The sequence below is a fragment of the Actinoplanes sp. NPDC051388 genome, assembly GCF_055586225.1.
On sequence record NZ_JBVJIP010000011.1, the window covers coordinates 134,113 to 148,363 of the forward strand.

The window sequence follows — 14,251 nt, forward strand, 5'->3', positions numbered from 1 at the left end:
CCGTCCGGCCGCTCAGCCGCCCCATCGGACGGCCCTCACCGACGCGGGAGGCCGAGGGCCTCCCGCGTCTGCGCGACGTCGGCCACGGCGTGACCGAGATCCTCGGCGAGACGAACGGCTCGCTCGACCAACGGCAGGTTTCCCTTCGTCAGCGTCCCGGGTCCGACGTGGAGGGTGTCCTCCATCCCGGCTCGCGCGTTGCCGCCCAGTGCCAGGCCGATGCCGGTCAAGGACAGGTTCGCGCGGCCGATCGCGATGACCTGCCAGACGGCGCCCTCGGGAATCCGCCGCACCATGGTGATCAGGTTCTCGGCGGTGGCCGCCATGCCGCCGCGCACGCCGAGCACGATGGAGAACTGCAGCGGGTCGGTGTCGAGGCACCCCTCGTCCCGCAGCCGGAGCGCGGCCTCGAGATGGCCGGTGTCGTAGATCTCGAGCTCGGGCTTCACACCGAGGTCCCGCATCCGGGCGGCCAGCTCGCGAACCTTCTGCGGCGGATTGAGAAACTCGCCGTCGCCGAAGGACATGCTGCACGGGTTGAGAGTGGCCATCGCCGGTCTCAGGTCGACCAGCCGGGCCCGCTCCTCGAAGGGCACCGAGAGCCCGACTCCGGTGGAGAGCTGCACCAGGATGTCACAGCGCTCAGCAATCAACTCGATGGTCCGCCGGGCGATGCCGGGATCGGCGGTTGGCCGGTCGTCCTTGTCGCGTAGGTGGATGTGGGCGACGGTCGCACCCGCGTTGTAGGCGCGCAGCACGTCGTCGGCGATCTCTTCCGGCTGGGTCGGCAACGTCGGGTTGTCCGCCTTGGTGGCTAAGGGGCCGGTCGGTGCGACCGTGATGACGATGCTCATGACACCTCCTTGGTTCGCGGCGGTCGTCAAATCTTCAGAATCCGACGCGCGTTCAGATTCGCGATCTTGGCTCGGTCGGAGTCGTCGAGCCGGGCGGCCTCGAAGCCGCGAACCGCGTTGGCGGTCGACTCGTAGGGATAGTCGATCGAGAACATGATGGAGTCCGCACCCATTGCCAGCACCGCGCCTTCCAGGACGGCCGGCGAGACGACGCCGCTCGTGGTTATCACGATGTTGCTGCCGAGGTACTCCGACGGCATCCGCTCGAGCGGCCAGAGCGGCTCCTGGGCCAGGTAGCGAGAGTCCATCCGGGAGCCCTGGAACGGCAACAGCTCACCCATGTGTCCGACGATCAGGGTCGCGTTCGGGTGCCGGTCGAAGACCCCGCTGAAGAGGAGTCGCAGCACATGCCCGGCCACGGTGACCCCGAAGCTCCACATCGATCCGCGAAGCTCGGGATGGTTCTCCATCACATGCCATCGGTCGGCGGCGAGGATGCTCGGGTGGATGTACAACGGGACGTCCAGGGTCTCGAGTGCGGTCCAGAAGTCTTCGTACGCCGGCTCGTCCAGGTAGGACCCGTTGGTGTGGTCGTTGACGAGCGCGCCCACGAAACCCAGTTCCCGGACGCAGCGGCGCAACTCGGCGATCGCCGCCTTCGGATCCTGCATCGGCAGCGCGGCGAAGCCGCGGAAGCGGTCGGGTTGCTTGGCGATCGCCTCGGCCAGGTAGTCGTTGGCAACCTTGGCGTTGGCGACCGCGTCGGCGGCATCGGCGTACGCCTGGATGCCGGGCACCGTCAGCGACAGCACCTGGATGTCGACGCCATACTCGTCCATCTCGGGGAGCCGGTACGCAGTGAAGTCGGTCAGCCGCCTCGCCCAGTCCTTCATGACGTCGGGCTTGGTGCGATGTGCGTTGCCTGCCCAAGGAGGTGTGCCGGCGTCAGGTCCGGGGATCGAGAACGCCTCTTCCAGCGCGATGTAGGTCATGAGAACGGAACGGTCCTTTCGTCGGTTCGCGGCGCGGTCCTGTCCGCGTCGAGTAGCCGGAGCGCGGTGCGTCGCCTGACCGCGGCGAGCTCGTCGCCGTCGATGAACGACGAACTGATGCTCTCGAAGAGACGCTCGAGGCGGTCGCCGTGGATGAACGGGGCGTCGGAGCCGAAGACGATCCGTTCCGCTCCGGCGAACGCGGCGAGCGCCGCCAGGGCCGGCCGGCCGAGCAATGCCGTGTCGAAGCAGCTCACCGCCAGCATCGCCGCGAAGGTGTCCCCGCCGTCGATCGTTCCCGCGGGGTCGTCCAGCCGGTCGAGAACGAAGGGAAACGTGCCACCGCCGTGCGCGAAAACCCAACGGATGTGCGGGAACCGCGAGAACAGGCGCCGTTTGCCGAAGAGCACGGCCACCCGGGTCGTGTCGAAGACGTACTCCACCAGGTTCGGGCCGACCTGTCCGGTGAGCGGGGTCAATGCCGGCGAGGTGGGATGGACGTGGACGAGGGCGCCTTCGCGGTCGAACAGGTCGAGTAGCTCGTCCCAGGCAGGCTCGCCGAGATACTGTCCGGCGTACTGGGTGAGTGCCGAGATGCCGTCGACACCGTCATGCCGCAGCGCGTTCTCCGCATGCCGCAACGCGTCGTTGAGCGACGGCAGCGGAAGCGGCGCGAAGACACCGAACCGCTCCGGGCGGAGCTCTCGGAAGCCGAGCAATTCCTCGTGCGCCGCGGTGCTGAACCCAACGAGGCCGTCGACGTCACCCAACCCGAAACCACGCGCTGCCGGGGACAACATCGCCCGCTCGATCCCGACCGAGTCCATCCATCGCAGCGTGGAATCGGGTTCCCAGCCGGGAATGCCGGGAAGACCGGTAGCGCCGGCCGCCGTGCCGGACCGTGCCAGCACCCGCTCCCGGTAGGCGTCGGTGACTGCGTGGTGGTGGAAGTCGATCGCTGGTTCATCGCCAGGGTCACTCATTGAGGCCGTCCAGCGGGTGCAGGTCGGCGTCCGACCGGATGCTGGTACGGCGAATGAGTCCCAGGACATGGGAACGCAGCTCGGCGAAGCGGGGATCCGCCTTGGTCGCGATCTGGTCGCGAGGTCTGGGCAGGGTCACGTCGAGGGTCTCGAGGACCGTGCTCGGCCGCGCTGACAGCACCACCACACGGTCGGCGAGGTAGACGGCCTCGTCGATGTCGTGGGTGACGAGCACCATGGTGATGCCGCTCGAGCCGTGGACGCGGAGCACGAGGTCCTCGAGGTCGGCCCGGGTCTGGGCGTCGACCGACGCGAATGGCTCGTCCAACAGCAGGATCTCTGGCTCGTAGGCGAGAGCTCGCGCAATTGCGACGCGCTGTTGCATCCCTCCCGATAGCTGCCACGGGTACTTCGTGCCGAATGCGTCGAGACCGACCTGTGCGAGTGCGGCCCGGACCCGCCGGTCTCGCTCGGCGCGTGACGGCAGCTTGGTCTTCAGCGGCAGGCCGACATTGCGCTCGACCGTGAGCCACGGCATGAGCGAACGTCCGTACTCCTGGAACACGCAGGCCAGCTTTCTGGGTGGTTCGCAGACCTCGGCGCCGTCGAGCTGGATGCTGCCCGAGGTGCATCGCAGCAGTCCGCACATGCATCTGAGCAACGTCGTCTTGCCGGCCCCCGACGGGCCTACGATGCAGATGAACTCGCCGTCGGCGACGGTCAGCCCGATGTCGCGGATCGCCTCGACCGTCGAGCTGCCGGCGCCATACTGTTTGGTTACGTGGGATAGTACGAGCATCAGGCACCTACCATCGTCAGACCGGCGTGCCAGCGCAGTACGCGGCGCTGGAGCAGGAGAAGCAAGCCGTTGGACGCGATCCCCAGGAGCCCCAGCAGCAGCATCCCCGACCACATTCCCGGCATGTCGAACGTTGACTTGGCCTCGACCGTGACTCGACCGATCCCGTTGGTCGAGGCGAACATCTCGGTGACGACCATCATGATGAACGCCAGTTGAAGCGACACCCTCATGCCGGCGAGGATCTGTGGCCCCGAAGCCGGCAGGAACACCGACAACAGGCGCTGAGTCCGGCTGAGCCGGAAGACCCGGCACACATCCTCCAACGCCGGGTCCACCGAGCGCACGGCATCGACGGTGTTGAGCAGGACGGGGAACATCGCGATGAACCCGATCACAACGATCTTGGAGATGTCGCCGATTCCGAAGACGAGCACGCTGATCGGGACCAGCGCCGCGCCCGGCAGCGACCGGCCGAACTGGACAGCGGGGTTGAGCGCACGGTCGAGCGGCCGGATCCGGCCCAGCACCACTCCCGCCGCCACGCCGGCGAGCGAGCCTAGGGCGTAGCCCGCGGTCATGCGCACGACGCTGGGCGCGACATCGGAAAACACTCGCGCGGAAATCCAGGTGGTGTGGAACGTGTCGAGCACCCGAGACAGGGCCGGATAGTACGGCGACGTGCTGTGCGCCGAGGTGACCCACCAGGCCACGAGCACGGCGATAGGAAGCGCGGCTGAAAGGGCCAGCCGTCGTGCATGTCGAGCCATCATGCCTCCATCGGACGGTAACCGGGATGCCAGCGCAGCAGCGTTCGCTCGGCACGCGCGAAGACGACGTTGAGAGCCAGACCGAGCACGCCGGTGGTCAACAGAATCCCGTACATCGCGTCATACAGGCCGTTGGCCGAGTCACGCGCCAGCACGCTACCCAGCCCTGCCACACCACCGAGGAGTTCCATCACGACCGAGGCCAACAGAGCTATCGAGGACGCGATCCGGACGCCGGTAGCAAGGAACGGCAGCAGGCTCGGGATCGCAACACTGTGCAGCCGCTGTGCTCTGCTCAGCCCGAACACACGCGCCGTGTCGCGGGTGACGGGATCGATGCTCCGTACGCCGTAGTGAACCTGATAGAGAATCGGCCAGAATGCGCTCAACGCGGCGAGCGTGATAGCGACCTGCGCGGTAGCGCCCATGACCAAGAGCATCAGCGGCAGATAGACGATCGCGGGGATCGGGCGGACGAACTCGAACACCCCGCTGAGCAGGTAGTCGATCCAGCGGCTGCTGCCCGTGGCGAGCCCTACGGCCGTGCCGGCGACCAAGGCCACCGCCAGTCCGGCCGCCCAGTGTGTCAGCGTCTGACCGACCGCGTCCCACAGATCACCGGACAAGGAGTTCCTCGCCAGCCACGCCAGAGTGCTCGAGACGGGCTGCACCTGGCGAGGCAGGACGGTCCTGGCCAGGACCTCCCAGAGTCCGCACAGCAGTAGGGTGCAGCCGACCGGCAACAGGGCGCTACTGAGCCGGGAACGCACGGTCTGCGTCGCCGAACGCCGAGCGCCGGGCGGGCGAACGGTTGCCACCCGAACGGGATCTCGGCTGGTGGAGTCCTCGCCATCAGTCGCGCGGATCGTTGTACGAGCCTGGAACATCGTCGCCTACCTCAGGGCCTGATCGTGATGCCCGACGGCGGCGTGGAGAGATCGGCGTCGGGAGCCTCCGACCAGACGACCTCGCCGATCGGGAGAGCTTTTTCCAGCAACTGGTAGCGGACCATCAGATCCATCATCTTCGTGGTGGAGTCGCGGCTCACGCCGCTGACGTACCAGGGCAGGGGCAGGTTCTGGACAACCTCCGCGGCCGCACCGGTCTTCGCCACGATCTGGGCGCGGATCTCGTCGGGGTGCGTGTTGGCGTAGGTCACCGCCTCGGCCCACGCGTCCAGGAACCTCGACATGACGGCGCCGTGCTCCTTGACGTACTCCTTGGACGCCATCATGACGCTGCCGACGGAGTGTGGGCCGAGAGCGATGGCCGCGGGGTCGCCCAGGCTCTTGAAACCCGCCTTCTCGAGTTGGCCGACGAACGGCTGCAGGGTGCTGACGGCGTCGACCTTGCCTTGCTGCAGCGTGGCGACCTGGTTCGGCAGCGGGACCGCCAGCAGCTTCACCTTGGCCGGGTCTCCACCGGCCTTGCGCACGGACTCCTGCACCTCCAGGCTCCAGAAGCTGTTCAGGCCACTGACGCCGACCGTCTTTCCCTCCAGGTCTTTGAAGGACGCGATGCCGCTCGTTGGCGACACCATCGTGGCGAAGATGGAACTGGTCGGCGATTCGTAGTCGGCGACGAGGGAGGTGACGACGTGGACCCCGAGGCCCTTTGACACGGCCGACGGGACCGCGGTCACATCCGTGATGCCTACCTGTGCCTGTCCGTTGAGCAGGAGCGGCACCTCGTCCGACCCGGCCGTGCTCGCCGGCGGCAGGGCTTTGATCTCGATGCGGTGCTTCCGGAAGATGCCGTTAGCGACCCCGAGGGTGAACGCAGCAGTGTTGGCGTTGTCGGTGTAGATGACCGTGACCGTCGCCGTGCCGTCAGCGTTGTCGGCGCCCCCCGAGCCGCCGGTTCCACCGCAGCCGGTCAGACCGCCGATCGTGGCGGCGATCACCGCCCCGCATAGCGCCGTGCGCCTGGGAACCATGGTGTCCTCCTCAATATCGTGCTGCCGTGGATGTGCATTTCGCGTGGGCGACGCAGGCGGAGCTCAGGTTGTCGAGTGCGCCCCCGTCATGAGGGCTGCCAGGTCCTCTGGATGAAGGAACGACGGCGGGGGCGGCGGTCCCCAGCTATAGAGGCTCTGCGCCTCGCCCCAGATCTGCGGAGCCCAGACTGCGTCGTCGACGATGCAGTCCATGTCGGAGTAGTACTCGGAGAAGTTGCCGGCCGGGTCCTTGAGGTACCAGAAGAAGTTGGAGCCGATGTGGTGCCGGCCCAGGCCCCACACGTGCCGGTCGGGATCCTTTTCCAGCATGGCCGTCGCACCGCGCCCGATGTCGTCAAGGTCGTCCACCTGCCAGGAGGTGTGGTGGAGGTAGGCGAGCGGCGATTGCTGCACCAGGACGTTGTGGTGGTCCGACGAGCAGCGCAGGAACGACGCGAGCCCGGGCACCGTGTCGCTGACCCTGAAGCCCAGTCCCTCCTGGAAGAAGTGCTGGGACCGTTCCTGGTCGGTCGAGCCGAGGACGACGTGGCCGAGCCGGCGTGGCCGCACCGGCGTCTCGCGCAGGACGCCCGGCGCCCGTTGGTCGGTGCGGGCGTCGATGCCGGGAGTGTTGTAGGACGGTGGCGGTGTCGGGTCCTGGCGGATCCGCTCGGCGATCTCGACATTCACCCAGACCTGGGTGCCGGGCTCGAACGCGCGCACCTGAGTCGCCGCGCGCTCGACCGCGATGCCGATTCCCTCCAGACTGGATGCCACCCGATCGAGGTCGTCGCGATCGTCGACCCCGACTCCGAGCTGCAGCAGGCGACGGCGGTCGCTATGGGCGATCTTCAGCTGCTCGCCGCCATCGGCTGTGGTCAGGATGCGCGTCCGGTCCTGCGCGGCCGTGCCGTGTTCGATGTCGGCGCCGCGTGGGGAGAGCCCGAAATCGACGTAGTAGTCGACGGTATCCGGGACGTTCGGGACGCCCATGACGATCTGGGTCAATCGGTGTAGAGACATAGGAACCCTTCTCCCGGATGATCAGGTAACCGAGGTCGGATAGTGGGGTCCGGCGACGAACTCGTTGCGCAGTTCGCCGATGCCGGTGACATAGGTGGTCAGGGTCGATCCAGGTGTGAGGAACCGCTTGGGGTTCCTCGCGTTTCCCACTCCGGAGGGCGTTCCGGTGAAGATGATGTCGCCGGCGAGCAGGGGGCACACGGCCGAGAGCCGGGCGACCAACTCCGGCACACTGAAGATCATGTCCCGGGTCCGGCCGTGCTGGAGGACCTCACCGTCCAGTGCGCAGCCCAGCTCGAGGTCGTCGCGGTCCTCGAACTCGTCCGGCGTGACCAGGGCCGGGCCGAGGGGAGCGAAGCCAGGGAACGACTTGCCGAGGGAGAACTGCGGTACCGGACCGGCGAGTTGGACGGCCCGCTCGGAGAGGTCCTGACCCACTGTCAGGCCGGCGACGTGACGCCACGCCGCGTTCTCGGACACCGCATAGGCACGGCGCGCGATCACGACGACCAGCTCGACCTCCCAGTCCACGTTCGCGCTCGGCAACAGAATGCGAGCGCGCGGACCGGTGATCGAGGTCGGGAACTTGGTGAAGACGGGTGGGCTGACCGGCCTGCCCATCGCCGACTCGTTGACGTGTTCGTCGTAGTTGAGCCCGACCGCGAAGACCTGCTTCGGCGCCGGCGCCGGGGGCCCGACGCGCTCCGGCTCGACGGCGACATCAGCCCGGCCGCCGCGGGAGGCGGCCCACTCCTGGAAGGCGTCCCAGTCTGCGAAGAGCTGCTGAGGGTCCGAGGAAAAGCGGCCGTCGCTGGCGCCGGCGATGTCGAGTCCGCCCTCCGGCCCGCACAGCAGCGTCGCCCGTCCGTCGACGTTTGCAACTTGCACGGCTCCTCCGATTGTGTGGAGTGGATGTGCCTGAGGTTACGAATGTTAACCCAGAAGATTCTCTTGTCTAGGGCAGAATCAACTATTGCCTCGACTGTTATCATCTTCGCATGGCTAAGCGTGGAAGCAGCGAGAGCCTCGTCGACGACGTGTACCAACGGTTGCGCGCAGAGATCTACGATCGGCTGCTGGCGCCCGGCGAGCGACTCAGGCCGGTTGAGCTCGGGCAGCGATTCGGGGTCAGCGTCGGCGTGACGCGTGATGCCCTCGGCCTCCTGGCCACCAACGGGCTGATCAGGATCGAGCGCAACCGGGGATTCCACGTCGTCACCCTCTCCCCGGCGGCGCTTGTCGACCTGACCGAGGCTCGCAAGCTCAACGAGGGAGCGGCTCTGCGCAAGTCGGTGCTCAAGGGTGGTGTCGCGTGGGAGTCCGAGATCCTGGCCGCGCACCATCGCATGGCGAGCGAGCCGATGTACCTCCCTGATCAGCGGGGCGTCCGTAACAAGGTGTGGGCGGCCAACCACATCACGTTCCATCACAAGCTCATCGAAGCCTGCGAGAATCCGATCCTCCTCGACATCTGCACGCGGCTTTCCGATGCGGCGGAGCTCTACCGCGCCTGGTCCGTCGTCGGCGGCGAGACGAAGCGGGACATCGCCGGAGAGCACCGGGCGATACTGGAGGCCGCGCTGGCGCATGACGCCGACCGGGCGGTGGCGCTGTTCGAGGACCACGTCGACAAGACGATGCAACTCGTCATCGAACTCGAGCATGACCGCCCCGCAGCGGCCAAGGTGACCCCGTGACGGTTCCGGTGCCCGTCCTCGTCGTAGGCGGCGGCCCCGCGGGTCTGGCCGCCGCGATCGAGCTCGGCCTGCGCGGGATCGACTGCACGCTGGTCGAGCCACGGATCGCGGTGTCGGAAACACGTCCTCGCGGAAAGACCACGCACGCTCGAACGATGGAACACTTCCGGCGCTGGGGAGTCGCCGACGAACTGCGCGCCGTCACACCCACGCCGTCGGGGACCTTCCACGATGTCGCATTCTGCACGTCACTGCTCGGGCGCGAGGTGCATCGCATGCCGAACGCCCTGGGGCTCTTCGCCGAAAGACGGCCGGAGATGGCGGAGACCGGCCTGTTCATCGGACAGCCCCACGTCGAGCAGGCGCTTCGGCGCAAGGTCGCGTCGCTCGCGCCGGTCCGCACCCGCTACGGCTTCCAGGCGACCGGAAAGCTCGTCGAGCACCCCGAGCACGTCGAGGTCGAGATCACGAGTCGGGATGGACGCGCCGAGTTCCTGTGCGCACGCTACGTTCTGGTCGCAGACGGCCCACGCAGCCGTTTACGGGAGGCGATGGGCATCCCGCTCATCGGCGCGGCCGAGGGCGGCGAGAGCCTGAGTGCTCTCTTCCGGGCACCAGGGTTGTGGGGCCGGGTCCGGCACGCGCCGGCGGTCTTCTACTGGTGTGTGGGTGAACATGGCGCCGGCAACCTCTCGCCGTACGACGTCGGGCGCGACCTGTGGGTCGCCAGCTGGCAGCGCTCGGCGGGGACCGAGCCGGCCACGGTGATTCGAGCCTTGATCGGCGGGCCCGCAGAGTTCGAGATCCTCAACGTCGACACGTGGCAGTCCCGCCGGGCGATCGCCGCGCGTTACCGAACCGATCGGGTGTTCCTGGTCGGAGATGCTGCCCGGCAGACGCCGCCCTGGGGCGGGCACGGTTACAACACCTGCGTGCTGGACGCCATCGATCTGGCGTGGAAGCTGGCGGCGGTGTTGCAGGGCTGGGCGGCAAAGCCGCTCCTGGACACCCACGAGGTCGAGCGTCGCCCCGTGGCGGAGTACGTGATCGAGACCTCAACCCGGAACCTGCGCGTCCTGAGCGGCGATCTGGTCCGTGCCGGGACAGACCACGACAGTCCACAGGGGAACGCGGCACGTGCCCAGCTCTCGAACGAGATAGCCGCCGCCAAGGGACCGGAGTTCTACAGCCTGGGCCTGGTGCTGGGATACAACTACGCGCACTCACCCGCAGTCTGCGGTGAGCGCTCGGGAAAGGCGAGCAGGCAACCCGTCGACGTTTCGACGTACATCCCTTCCTTCGACGCGGGCTCACGGCTCCCCCACACGTGGCTGACGGATGATCGCTCGCTCTACGACATGCTCGGTCAGGGCTTCACCCTGCTGGTGAAAAGCTACGACCACGCCGCCGAGGCGATCGTGCGCGCCGCCGGACAGGTGCCGCTGACCGTCCTGACCTCAGCGGAGCTGCCGGACTCCTATCGCCGGCCCGCTTTCGTCCTGGTCAGACCGGATCAGCACATCACCTGGAGCGACGACGGGCTCGATGCCACGTCACCGGCCGCGATTTGGAACACAGCAGTCCGCCACGACCTCACCTAGCCAGGAAGGACCGGGTCGCATGCGAGCCCAAATCATCGAATCAGCTCGTGCCTTCGACGGCGAGGCGGTCCTCGAGCGCACCTCGCTCAGAATCGTCGGCGACCGTATCGAACAACTCGGTCCACAGATCCAGGCTGGACCGGACGACGTCGTGTACGACGGGCGAGGCACAACCTTGATCCCCGGACTCATCGACTGCCACGTCCACTCGAACCCGGACACCACCGCGCACGCCGTCCTCTTCGGTGTGACCACAGAGCTCGACATGAACTCCTTGCCCGCCTGGATGGACGGTCTCAGAGCCGCCGCCACCACGCGGACCGACGTCGCCGACATCCGCTCCTCCTCCATCGGCCTGACTGTGCCTGGTGGACACCCCACACAGCTCATTCCCGCCGAGCACGTACAGCACTTCCCGGTCGTGGAGTCCGCCGACCACGTCGAGGCGTTCATCGACGCGCGCCTGGCTGAGGGCGCCGACTACATCAAGGTGTACATCGAGGATGGCCAGCTGTTCGGTGGGCGGATCCTGCCGCCGGTCGGCCGCCGGATCATCGAGCGGGCGGTCGCAGTCGGCCACGACCGGGGAAAGCTTGTGGTGGCGCACGCGCTGAAGTTGAGGTACGCGCAGCAGGCGGTCGACGCCGGCGTCGACGGGTTGGTCCATCTTTTTGTGGACGAGCCCATTCCTGACTCCCTGGTGCAGTCCATGCTCGCCCAGTCCACCTTCGTGGTTCCAACCCTGACGACACTTGGCTCACTCACCTCGACAAGAGCACTGAGCCGCCTCGCCGACGACCCCCGCGTCTCGCCCTTCCTGACACCGGAGTGGGCTACCAACCTGAGAAACACCTGGCCTCAGAACGGCACCGATGCCCGCCTGCAGACCGCCCTGCAGAGCCTCACGAAGCTGCACCGGAGCGGAGTCACGATCCTCGCAGGTAGTGACGCGGCGCGCGCCGGATCCGCACCCGGATCCGCGCATGGAGTCAGCATGCACGATGAGCTTCAGTTGCTCGTAGAGTGCGGCCTCACTCCCGCTGAGGCGATTCGAGCCGCCACGTCGAGCGCAGCCCGAGCCTTCGGCCTCGCGGACCGCGGCACACTACGCCCCGCCATGCGAGCCGACCTTGTCATGATCGACGGAGACCCGACCGAATCCATCAATCAGACCCTGTCCATTCGCAAGGTGTGGCGTGGCGGCGTCGCACTCGATCGAGAAGGGCAGGCACTGCGGCTGCGGGACAGCTAACTTGGGTTGTGGTCCGGCACGAGCGCGACGGGGATCAGGTCATCGGTCCTGGGCCGCCATCCAGCCGGCGATCTGGGTTCGTGAGGTAAAGCCGAGCTTGATGAGGATGTTGCGGATGTGGCTTTCCACCGTGCGCTCGGAGATGAACAGCCGGGCGCCGATCGCCTTGTTGCTCAATCCCGCCGTAACGAGCCGCGCGACATCGGCTTCACGCTGACTCAGGTTGGCTCGGTCGCGTTCGACCGGCGCTTCGGTGTCTGCGACTTCGCCCAGGGCGAGCCGCACGGCGGTGTCCCGGTCCAGCTGACGGCCGGCGTCATAGGCTGAGCCGAACTTTGCGGCGCCAAGCGCGGCCGTTGCCGTCTGGGTGGCGTGGATCAGCGCCGGCGCCATGCTCGGGTGGACCGCGGCTCCGATCTCGGTGCGGAGCTCCTCCATCGCACCGAGGAGTTCCGCGGCCAGCAGAGGCCGGCGGTTGGCCGCCGCGCAGCATCCGAGCGCGCCGACGAGGTAGCACTGTGCGACGCGGTCGTCGATCTGGTCAGCGATCCGCAGGCCTTCGGTGAGCCATTCGTCGGCCTTCCGTACGTCGCCGGAGCGCAGCGCGGCGTAGCCCTGGTTCATGAGCATCATGCTGAGGCTGTAGAGGTCGCCCGCCTCGCGGCTGAGCCTGGTGCCTTCGGCGGCGGCCTCGGCGGCCGCAGCGAGGTTGCCGTCGGCAAGGCCGTTGAGTGCTTGCGCCTGGTAGGTCATCAGCGTGGCGCCCAGGTCGTCCAGCCCGTCGGCGATCGTCCGCGCCTCATTGAGCAGTCGTTGCGCCGACGCCCGGTCGCCGCTCATGGTCGCCGCGATCGACGCCATCGACAGGGTCTGCGACAGGGCATCGGACGGTCCGACCGCGCGGGCCAGGTTTGCGCCATGATCGAGGGCGCGCGTCGCAGCCTGCGGATCGTGCTGCAGCACGGCCAAGAATCCACGAGTGAAGTACGTCCACGGGCCGGCGATGGATCGGTCCAGGAGTTCGTCGAGCCATGACACGCCTTCGGCGGTCGCGCGAGTGACCCAGTACCAGACCAGCGCCCTCGCTATGCTGGTCGCTCGCAGGAAGTCGCCGCGGACGACGCACGCTCGCAGGACACTGCGGATGTTGTCGATTTCCAGGTCCAGCCAGGCCAGCGACGGCACCAGCTGGTGCCGGCCGGTCGCGGCGAAGTGCAGGCAGCGGGACAGATAGTAGTCGGCGCAACGCAGCTCGACGGTGTCCGCGTGGCCGGACTCGTTCAGCTTGAGCCGGGCAAATTCGCGCATCGTCTCGTGCAACCGGTAGGAGGCGACCCCGGCGGCATCCTCTCTGCCCGCCATTGACTTGTCCAGCAGCGACGACAGCAGGTCCAGGGCCTGCTCCGCCGGCAGATCGTCGGCGCAGCAGACGGCTTCGACATCCTCGAGCGTGTACCGTCCTGCGAACGCACTGAGCCGCATCAGCATCGTCTGCTCAGCCGGCGTCAGCAGGTCGTAGCTCCACTCGATTGCCGTACGCAGCGTCTGGTGACGTGCAAGGGCGGCCGGGCTACCGCCGGTGAGCAGACCGAACCGGTCGCTCAGCCGGTCCAGGATCTGTTCCGGGCTCAGCGCCCGGATCCGCACCGCGGCGAGCTCGATGGCCAATGGGAGCCCGTCAAGCCGGCGGCACACGTCCACCACGGCGGGCCGGTTGATCTCGGTGAGCCGGAAGCTGCCGGCTGCCGCGGCCGCCCGCTCGACGAACAACTGCACGGCGTTGTTCTGCCCCGTCTCGGCGAGCGGCTCAGGATGAGGCGGCGGCAGCGGCAGCGGCGGTACGGGCAGCACATGTTCGCCCGCCACAGACAGCGGCTGCCGGCTGGTCACGAGCACACGGACCGCCGGCGCGGCTCGAAGGACGTCATCGACCAGCCGCGCGGCCGCATCGAGCAGGTGCTCGCAATTATCGAGCACCAGCAGCAGTTCCTTGTCCCGCAGATATGACCGCAGCAGCGCTGCCGGCTCGGTCGCGGCCTGGTCGCGCAGGTCAAGTGCGGCCAGCACCGCGTTGTCGACCAGCGCCCGGTCTCGCACGCCGGCCAGCTCGACCAGCCAGACGCCGCCGGGAAAGGCGCGCCCGACATCGGTGGCAATGCGGACCGCCAGCCGGGTCTTGCCCACGCCGCCTGGCCCGACCAGGCTCACCAGGCGCACCGCGGCCAGCTTCTTCCTGGCCTCAGTCATCTCGTGGCGGCGGCCGACGAAGCTCGCCACCTCCGCGGGCAGATTGCCAGATCGCTGAGCGCGCTTGGCCACGACCCGAAGGTACTACGGCCGCTCT

Annotated in this window: 13 protein-coding genes; 3 read left to right on the forward strand and 10 right to left on the reverse strand. The window is 67.7% G+C overall.

Annotation, left to right across the window (positions count from 1 at the left end; translation table 11 throughout):
* Positions 1 to 35: 35 nt before the first annotated feature.
* From ACZ6TI_RS26845 to ACZ6TI_RS26885, 9 genes are all read right to left on the reverse strand, one after another.
* Positions 36 to 854, reverse strand: coding sequence for a beta-keto acid cleavage family enzyme (locus ACZ6TI_RS26845; protein WP_465347912.1), 819 nt, complete (start codon positions 852 to 854; stop codon positions 36 to 38).
* 26 nt (positions 855 to 880) lie between these two features.
* Positions 881 to 1,846 (reverse strand): amidohydrolase family protein, encoded by a 966-nt coding sequence (locus ACZ6TI_RS26850; RefSeq protein ID WP_465347913.1) that lies wholly within the window; start codon positions 1,844 to 1,846, stop codon positions 881 to 883.
* A complete protein-coding gene (locus ACZ6TI_RS26855; RefSeq protein ID WP_465347914.1) occupies positions 1,843 to 2,829 on the reverse strand; it encodes an amidohydrolase family protein in 987 nt (328 codons plus the stop codon). Before ACZ6TI_RS26855 ends, ACZ6TI_RS26850 begins: the two co-directional genes overlap by 4 nt.
* Positions 2,822 to 3,628 carry an ABC transporter ATP-binding protein gene (locus tag ACZ6TI_RS26860; protein ID WP_465347915.1) on the reverse strand — a complete coding sequence of 269 codons (807 nt, stop codon included), beginning with the start codon at positions 3,626 to 3,628 and terminating at the stop codon, positions 2,822 to 2,824. The genes ACZ6TI_RS26855 and ACZ6TI_RS26860 overlap by 8 nt, the downstream gene beginning before the upstream one ends.
* Positions 3,628 to 4,341 carry an ABC transporter permease gene (locus ACZ6TI_RS26865; protein WP_465347916.1) on the reverse strand — a complete coding sequence of 238 codons (714 nt, stop codon included), beginning with the start codon at positions 4,339 to 4,341 and terminating at the stop codon, positions 3,628 to 3,630. Before ACZ6TI_RS26865 ends, ACZ6TI_RS26860 begins: the two co-directional genes overlap by 1 nt.
* 56 nt (positions 4,342 to 4,397) lie before the next feature.
* On the reverse strand, positions 4,398 to 5,024 hold the full coding sequence (locus ACZ6TI_RS26870) for an ABC transporter permease (RefSeq protein ID WP_465347917.1): 627 nt from the start codon (positions 5,022 to 5,024) through the stop codon (positions 4,398 to 4,400).
* A gap of 272 nt (positions 5,025 to 5,296) precedes the next feature.
* Positions 5,297 to 6,334: an ABC transporter substrate-binding protein gene (locus tag ACZ6TI_RS26875; protein WP_465347918.1), complete on the reverse strand. Its 1,038-nt coding sequence runs from the start codon at positions 6,332 to 6,334 to the stop codon at positions 5,297 to 5,299.
* Between the two features lie 63 nt (positions 6,335 to 6,397).
* The gene (locus tag ACZ6TI_RS26880) at positions 6,398 to 7,342 is read right to left on the reverse strand and encodes a VOC family protein (RefSeq protein WP_465347919.1); all 945 of its coding nucleotides are present in this window, start codon (positions 7,340 to 7,342) and stop codon (positions 6,398 to 6,400) included.
* Between the two features lie 36 nt (positions 7,343 to 7,378).
* Positions 7,379 to 8,245 carry a fumarylacetoacetate hydrolase family protein gene (locus tag ACZ6TI_RS26885; protein WP_465347920.1) on the reverse strand — a complete coding sequence of 289 codons (867 nt, stop codon included), beginning with the start codon at positions 8,243 to 8,245 and terminating at the stop codon, positions 7,379 to 7,381.
* A gap of 110 nt (positions 8,246 to 8,355) precedes the next feature.
* On the opposite strand from ACZ6TI_RS26885, the gene ACZ6TI_RS26890 reads away from it, so the two are divergent.
* Genes ACZ6TI_RS26890 through ACZ6TI_RS26900 form a run of 3 tightly spaced genes read left to right on the forward strand, consistent with a single transcriptional unit; the run spans position 8,356 to position 11,907 of the window.
* Positions 8,356 to 9,054: a GntR family transcriptional regulator gene (locus ACZ6TI_RS26890; RefSeq protein WP_465347921.1), complete on the forward strand. Its 699-nt coding sequence runs from the start codon at positions 8,356 to 8,358 to the stop codon at positions 9,052 to 9,054.
* On the forward strand, positions 9,051 to 10,655 hold the full coding sequence (locus ACZ6TI_RS26895; RefSeq protein ID WP_465347922.1) for an FAD-dependent monooxygenase: 1,605 nt from the start codon (positions 9,051 to 9,053) through the stop codon (positions 10,653 to 10,655). Before ACZ6TI_RS26890 ends, ACZ6TI_RS26895 begins: the two co-directional genes overlap by 4 nt.
* Before the next feature lie 19 nt (positions 10,656 to 10,674).
* Positions 10,675 to 11,907: an amidohydrolase family protein gene (locus tag ACZ6TI_RS26900; RefSeq protein WP_465347923.1), complete on the forward strand. Its 1,233-nt coding sequence runs from the start codon at positions 10,675 to 10,677 to the stop codon at positions 11,905 to 11,907.
* A 39-nt stretch (positions 11,908 to 11,946) separates the two neighbouring features.
* Here the strand turns inward: ACZ6TI_RS26900 and ACZ6TI_RS26905 are convergent, their stop codons facing one another.
* Positions 11,947 to 14,226 (reverse strand): ATP-binding protein, encoded by a 2,280-nt coding sequence (locus ACZ6TI_RS26905; protein ID WP_465347924.1) that lies wholly within the window; start codon positions 14,224 to 14,226, stop codon positions 11,947 to 11,949.
* Positions 14,227 to 14,251: the final 25 nt, after the last annotated feature.

Bases quoted from the DNA above. Each gene is read 5' to 3' on its own strand.
- ACZ6TI_RS26845 (WP_465347912.1), bottom strand. From the start codon at position 854: ATGAGCATCGTCATCACGGTCGCACCGACCGGCCCCTTAGCCACCAAG.
- ACZ6TI_RS26850 (WP_465347913.1), bottom strand. From the start codon at position 1,846: ATGACCTACATCGCGCTGGAAGAGGCGTTCTCGATCCCCGGACCTGAC.
- ACZ6TI_RS26855 (WP_465347914.1), bottom strand. From the start codon at position 2,829: ATGAGTGACCCTGGCGATGAACCAGCGATCGACTTCCACCACCACGCA.
- ACZ6TI_RS26860 (WP_465347915.1), bottom strand. From the start codon at position 3,628: ATGCTCGTACTATCCCACGTAACCAAACAGTATGGCGCCGGCAGCTCG.
- ACZ6TI_RS26875 (WP_465347918.1), bottom strand. From the start codon at position 6,334: ATGGTTCCCAGGCGCACGGCGCTATGCGGGGCGGTGATCGCCGCCACG.
- ACZ6TI_RS26890 (WP_465347921.1), top strand. From the start codon at position 8,356: ATGGCTAAGCGTGGAAGCAGCGAGAGCCTCGTCGACGACGTGTACCAA.
- ACZ6TI_RS26900 (WP_465347923.1), top strand. From the start codon at position 10,675: ATGCGAGCCCAAATCATCGAATCAGCTCGTGCCTTCGACGGCGAGGCG.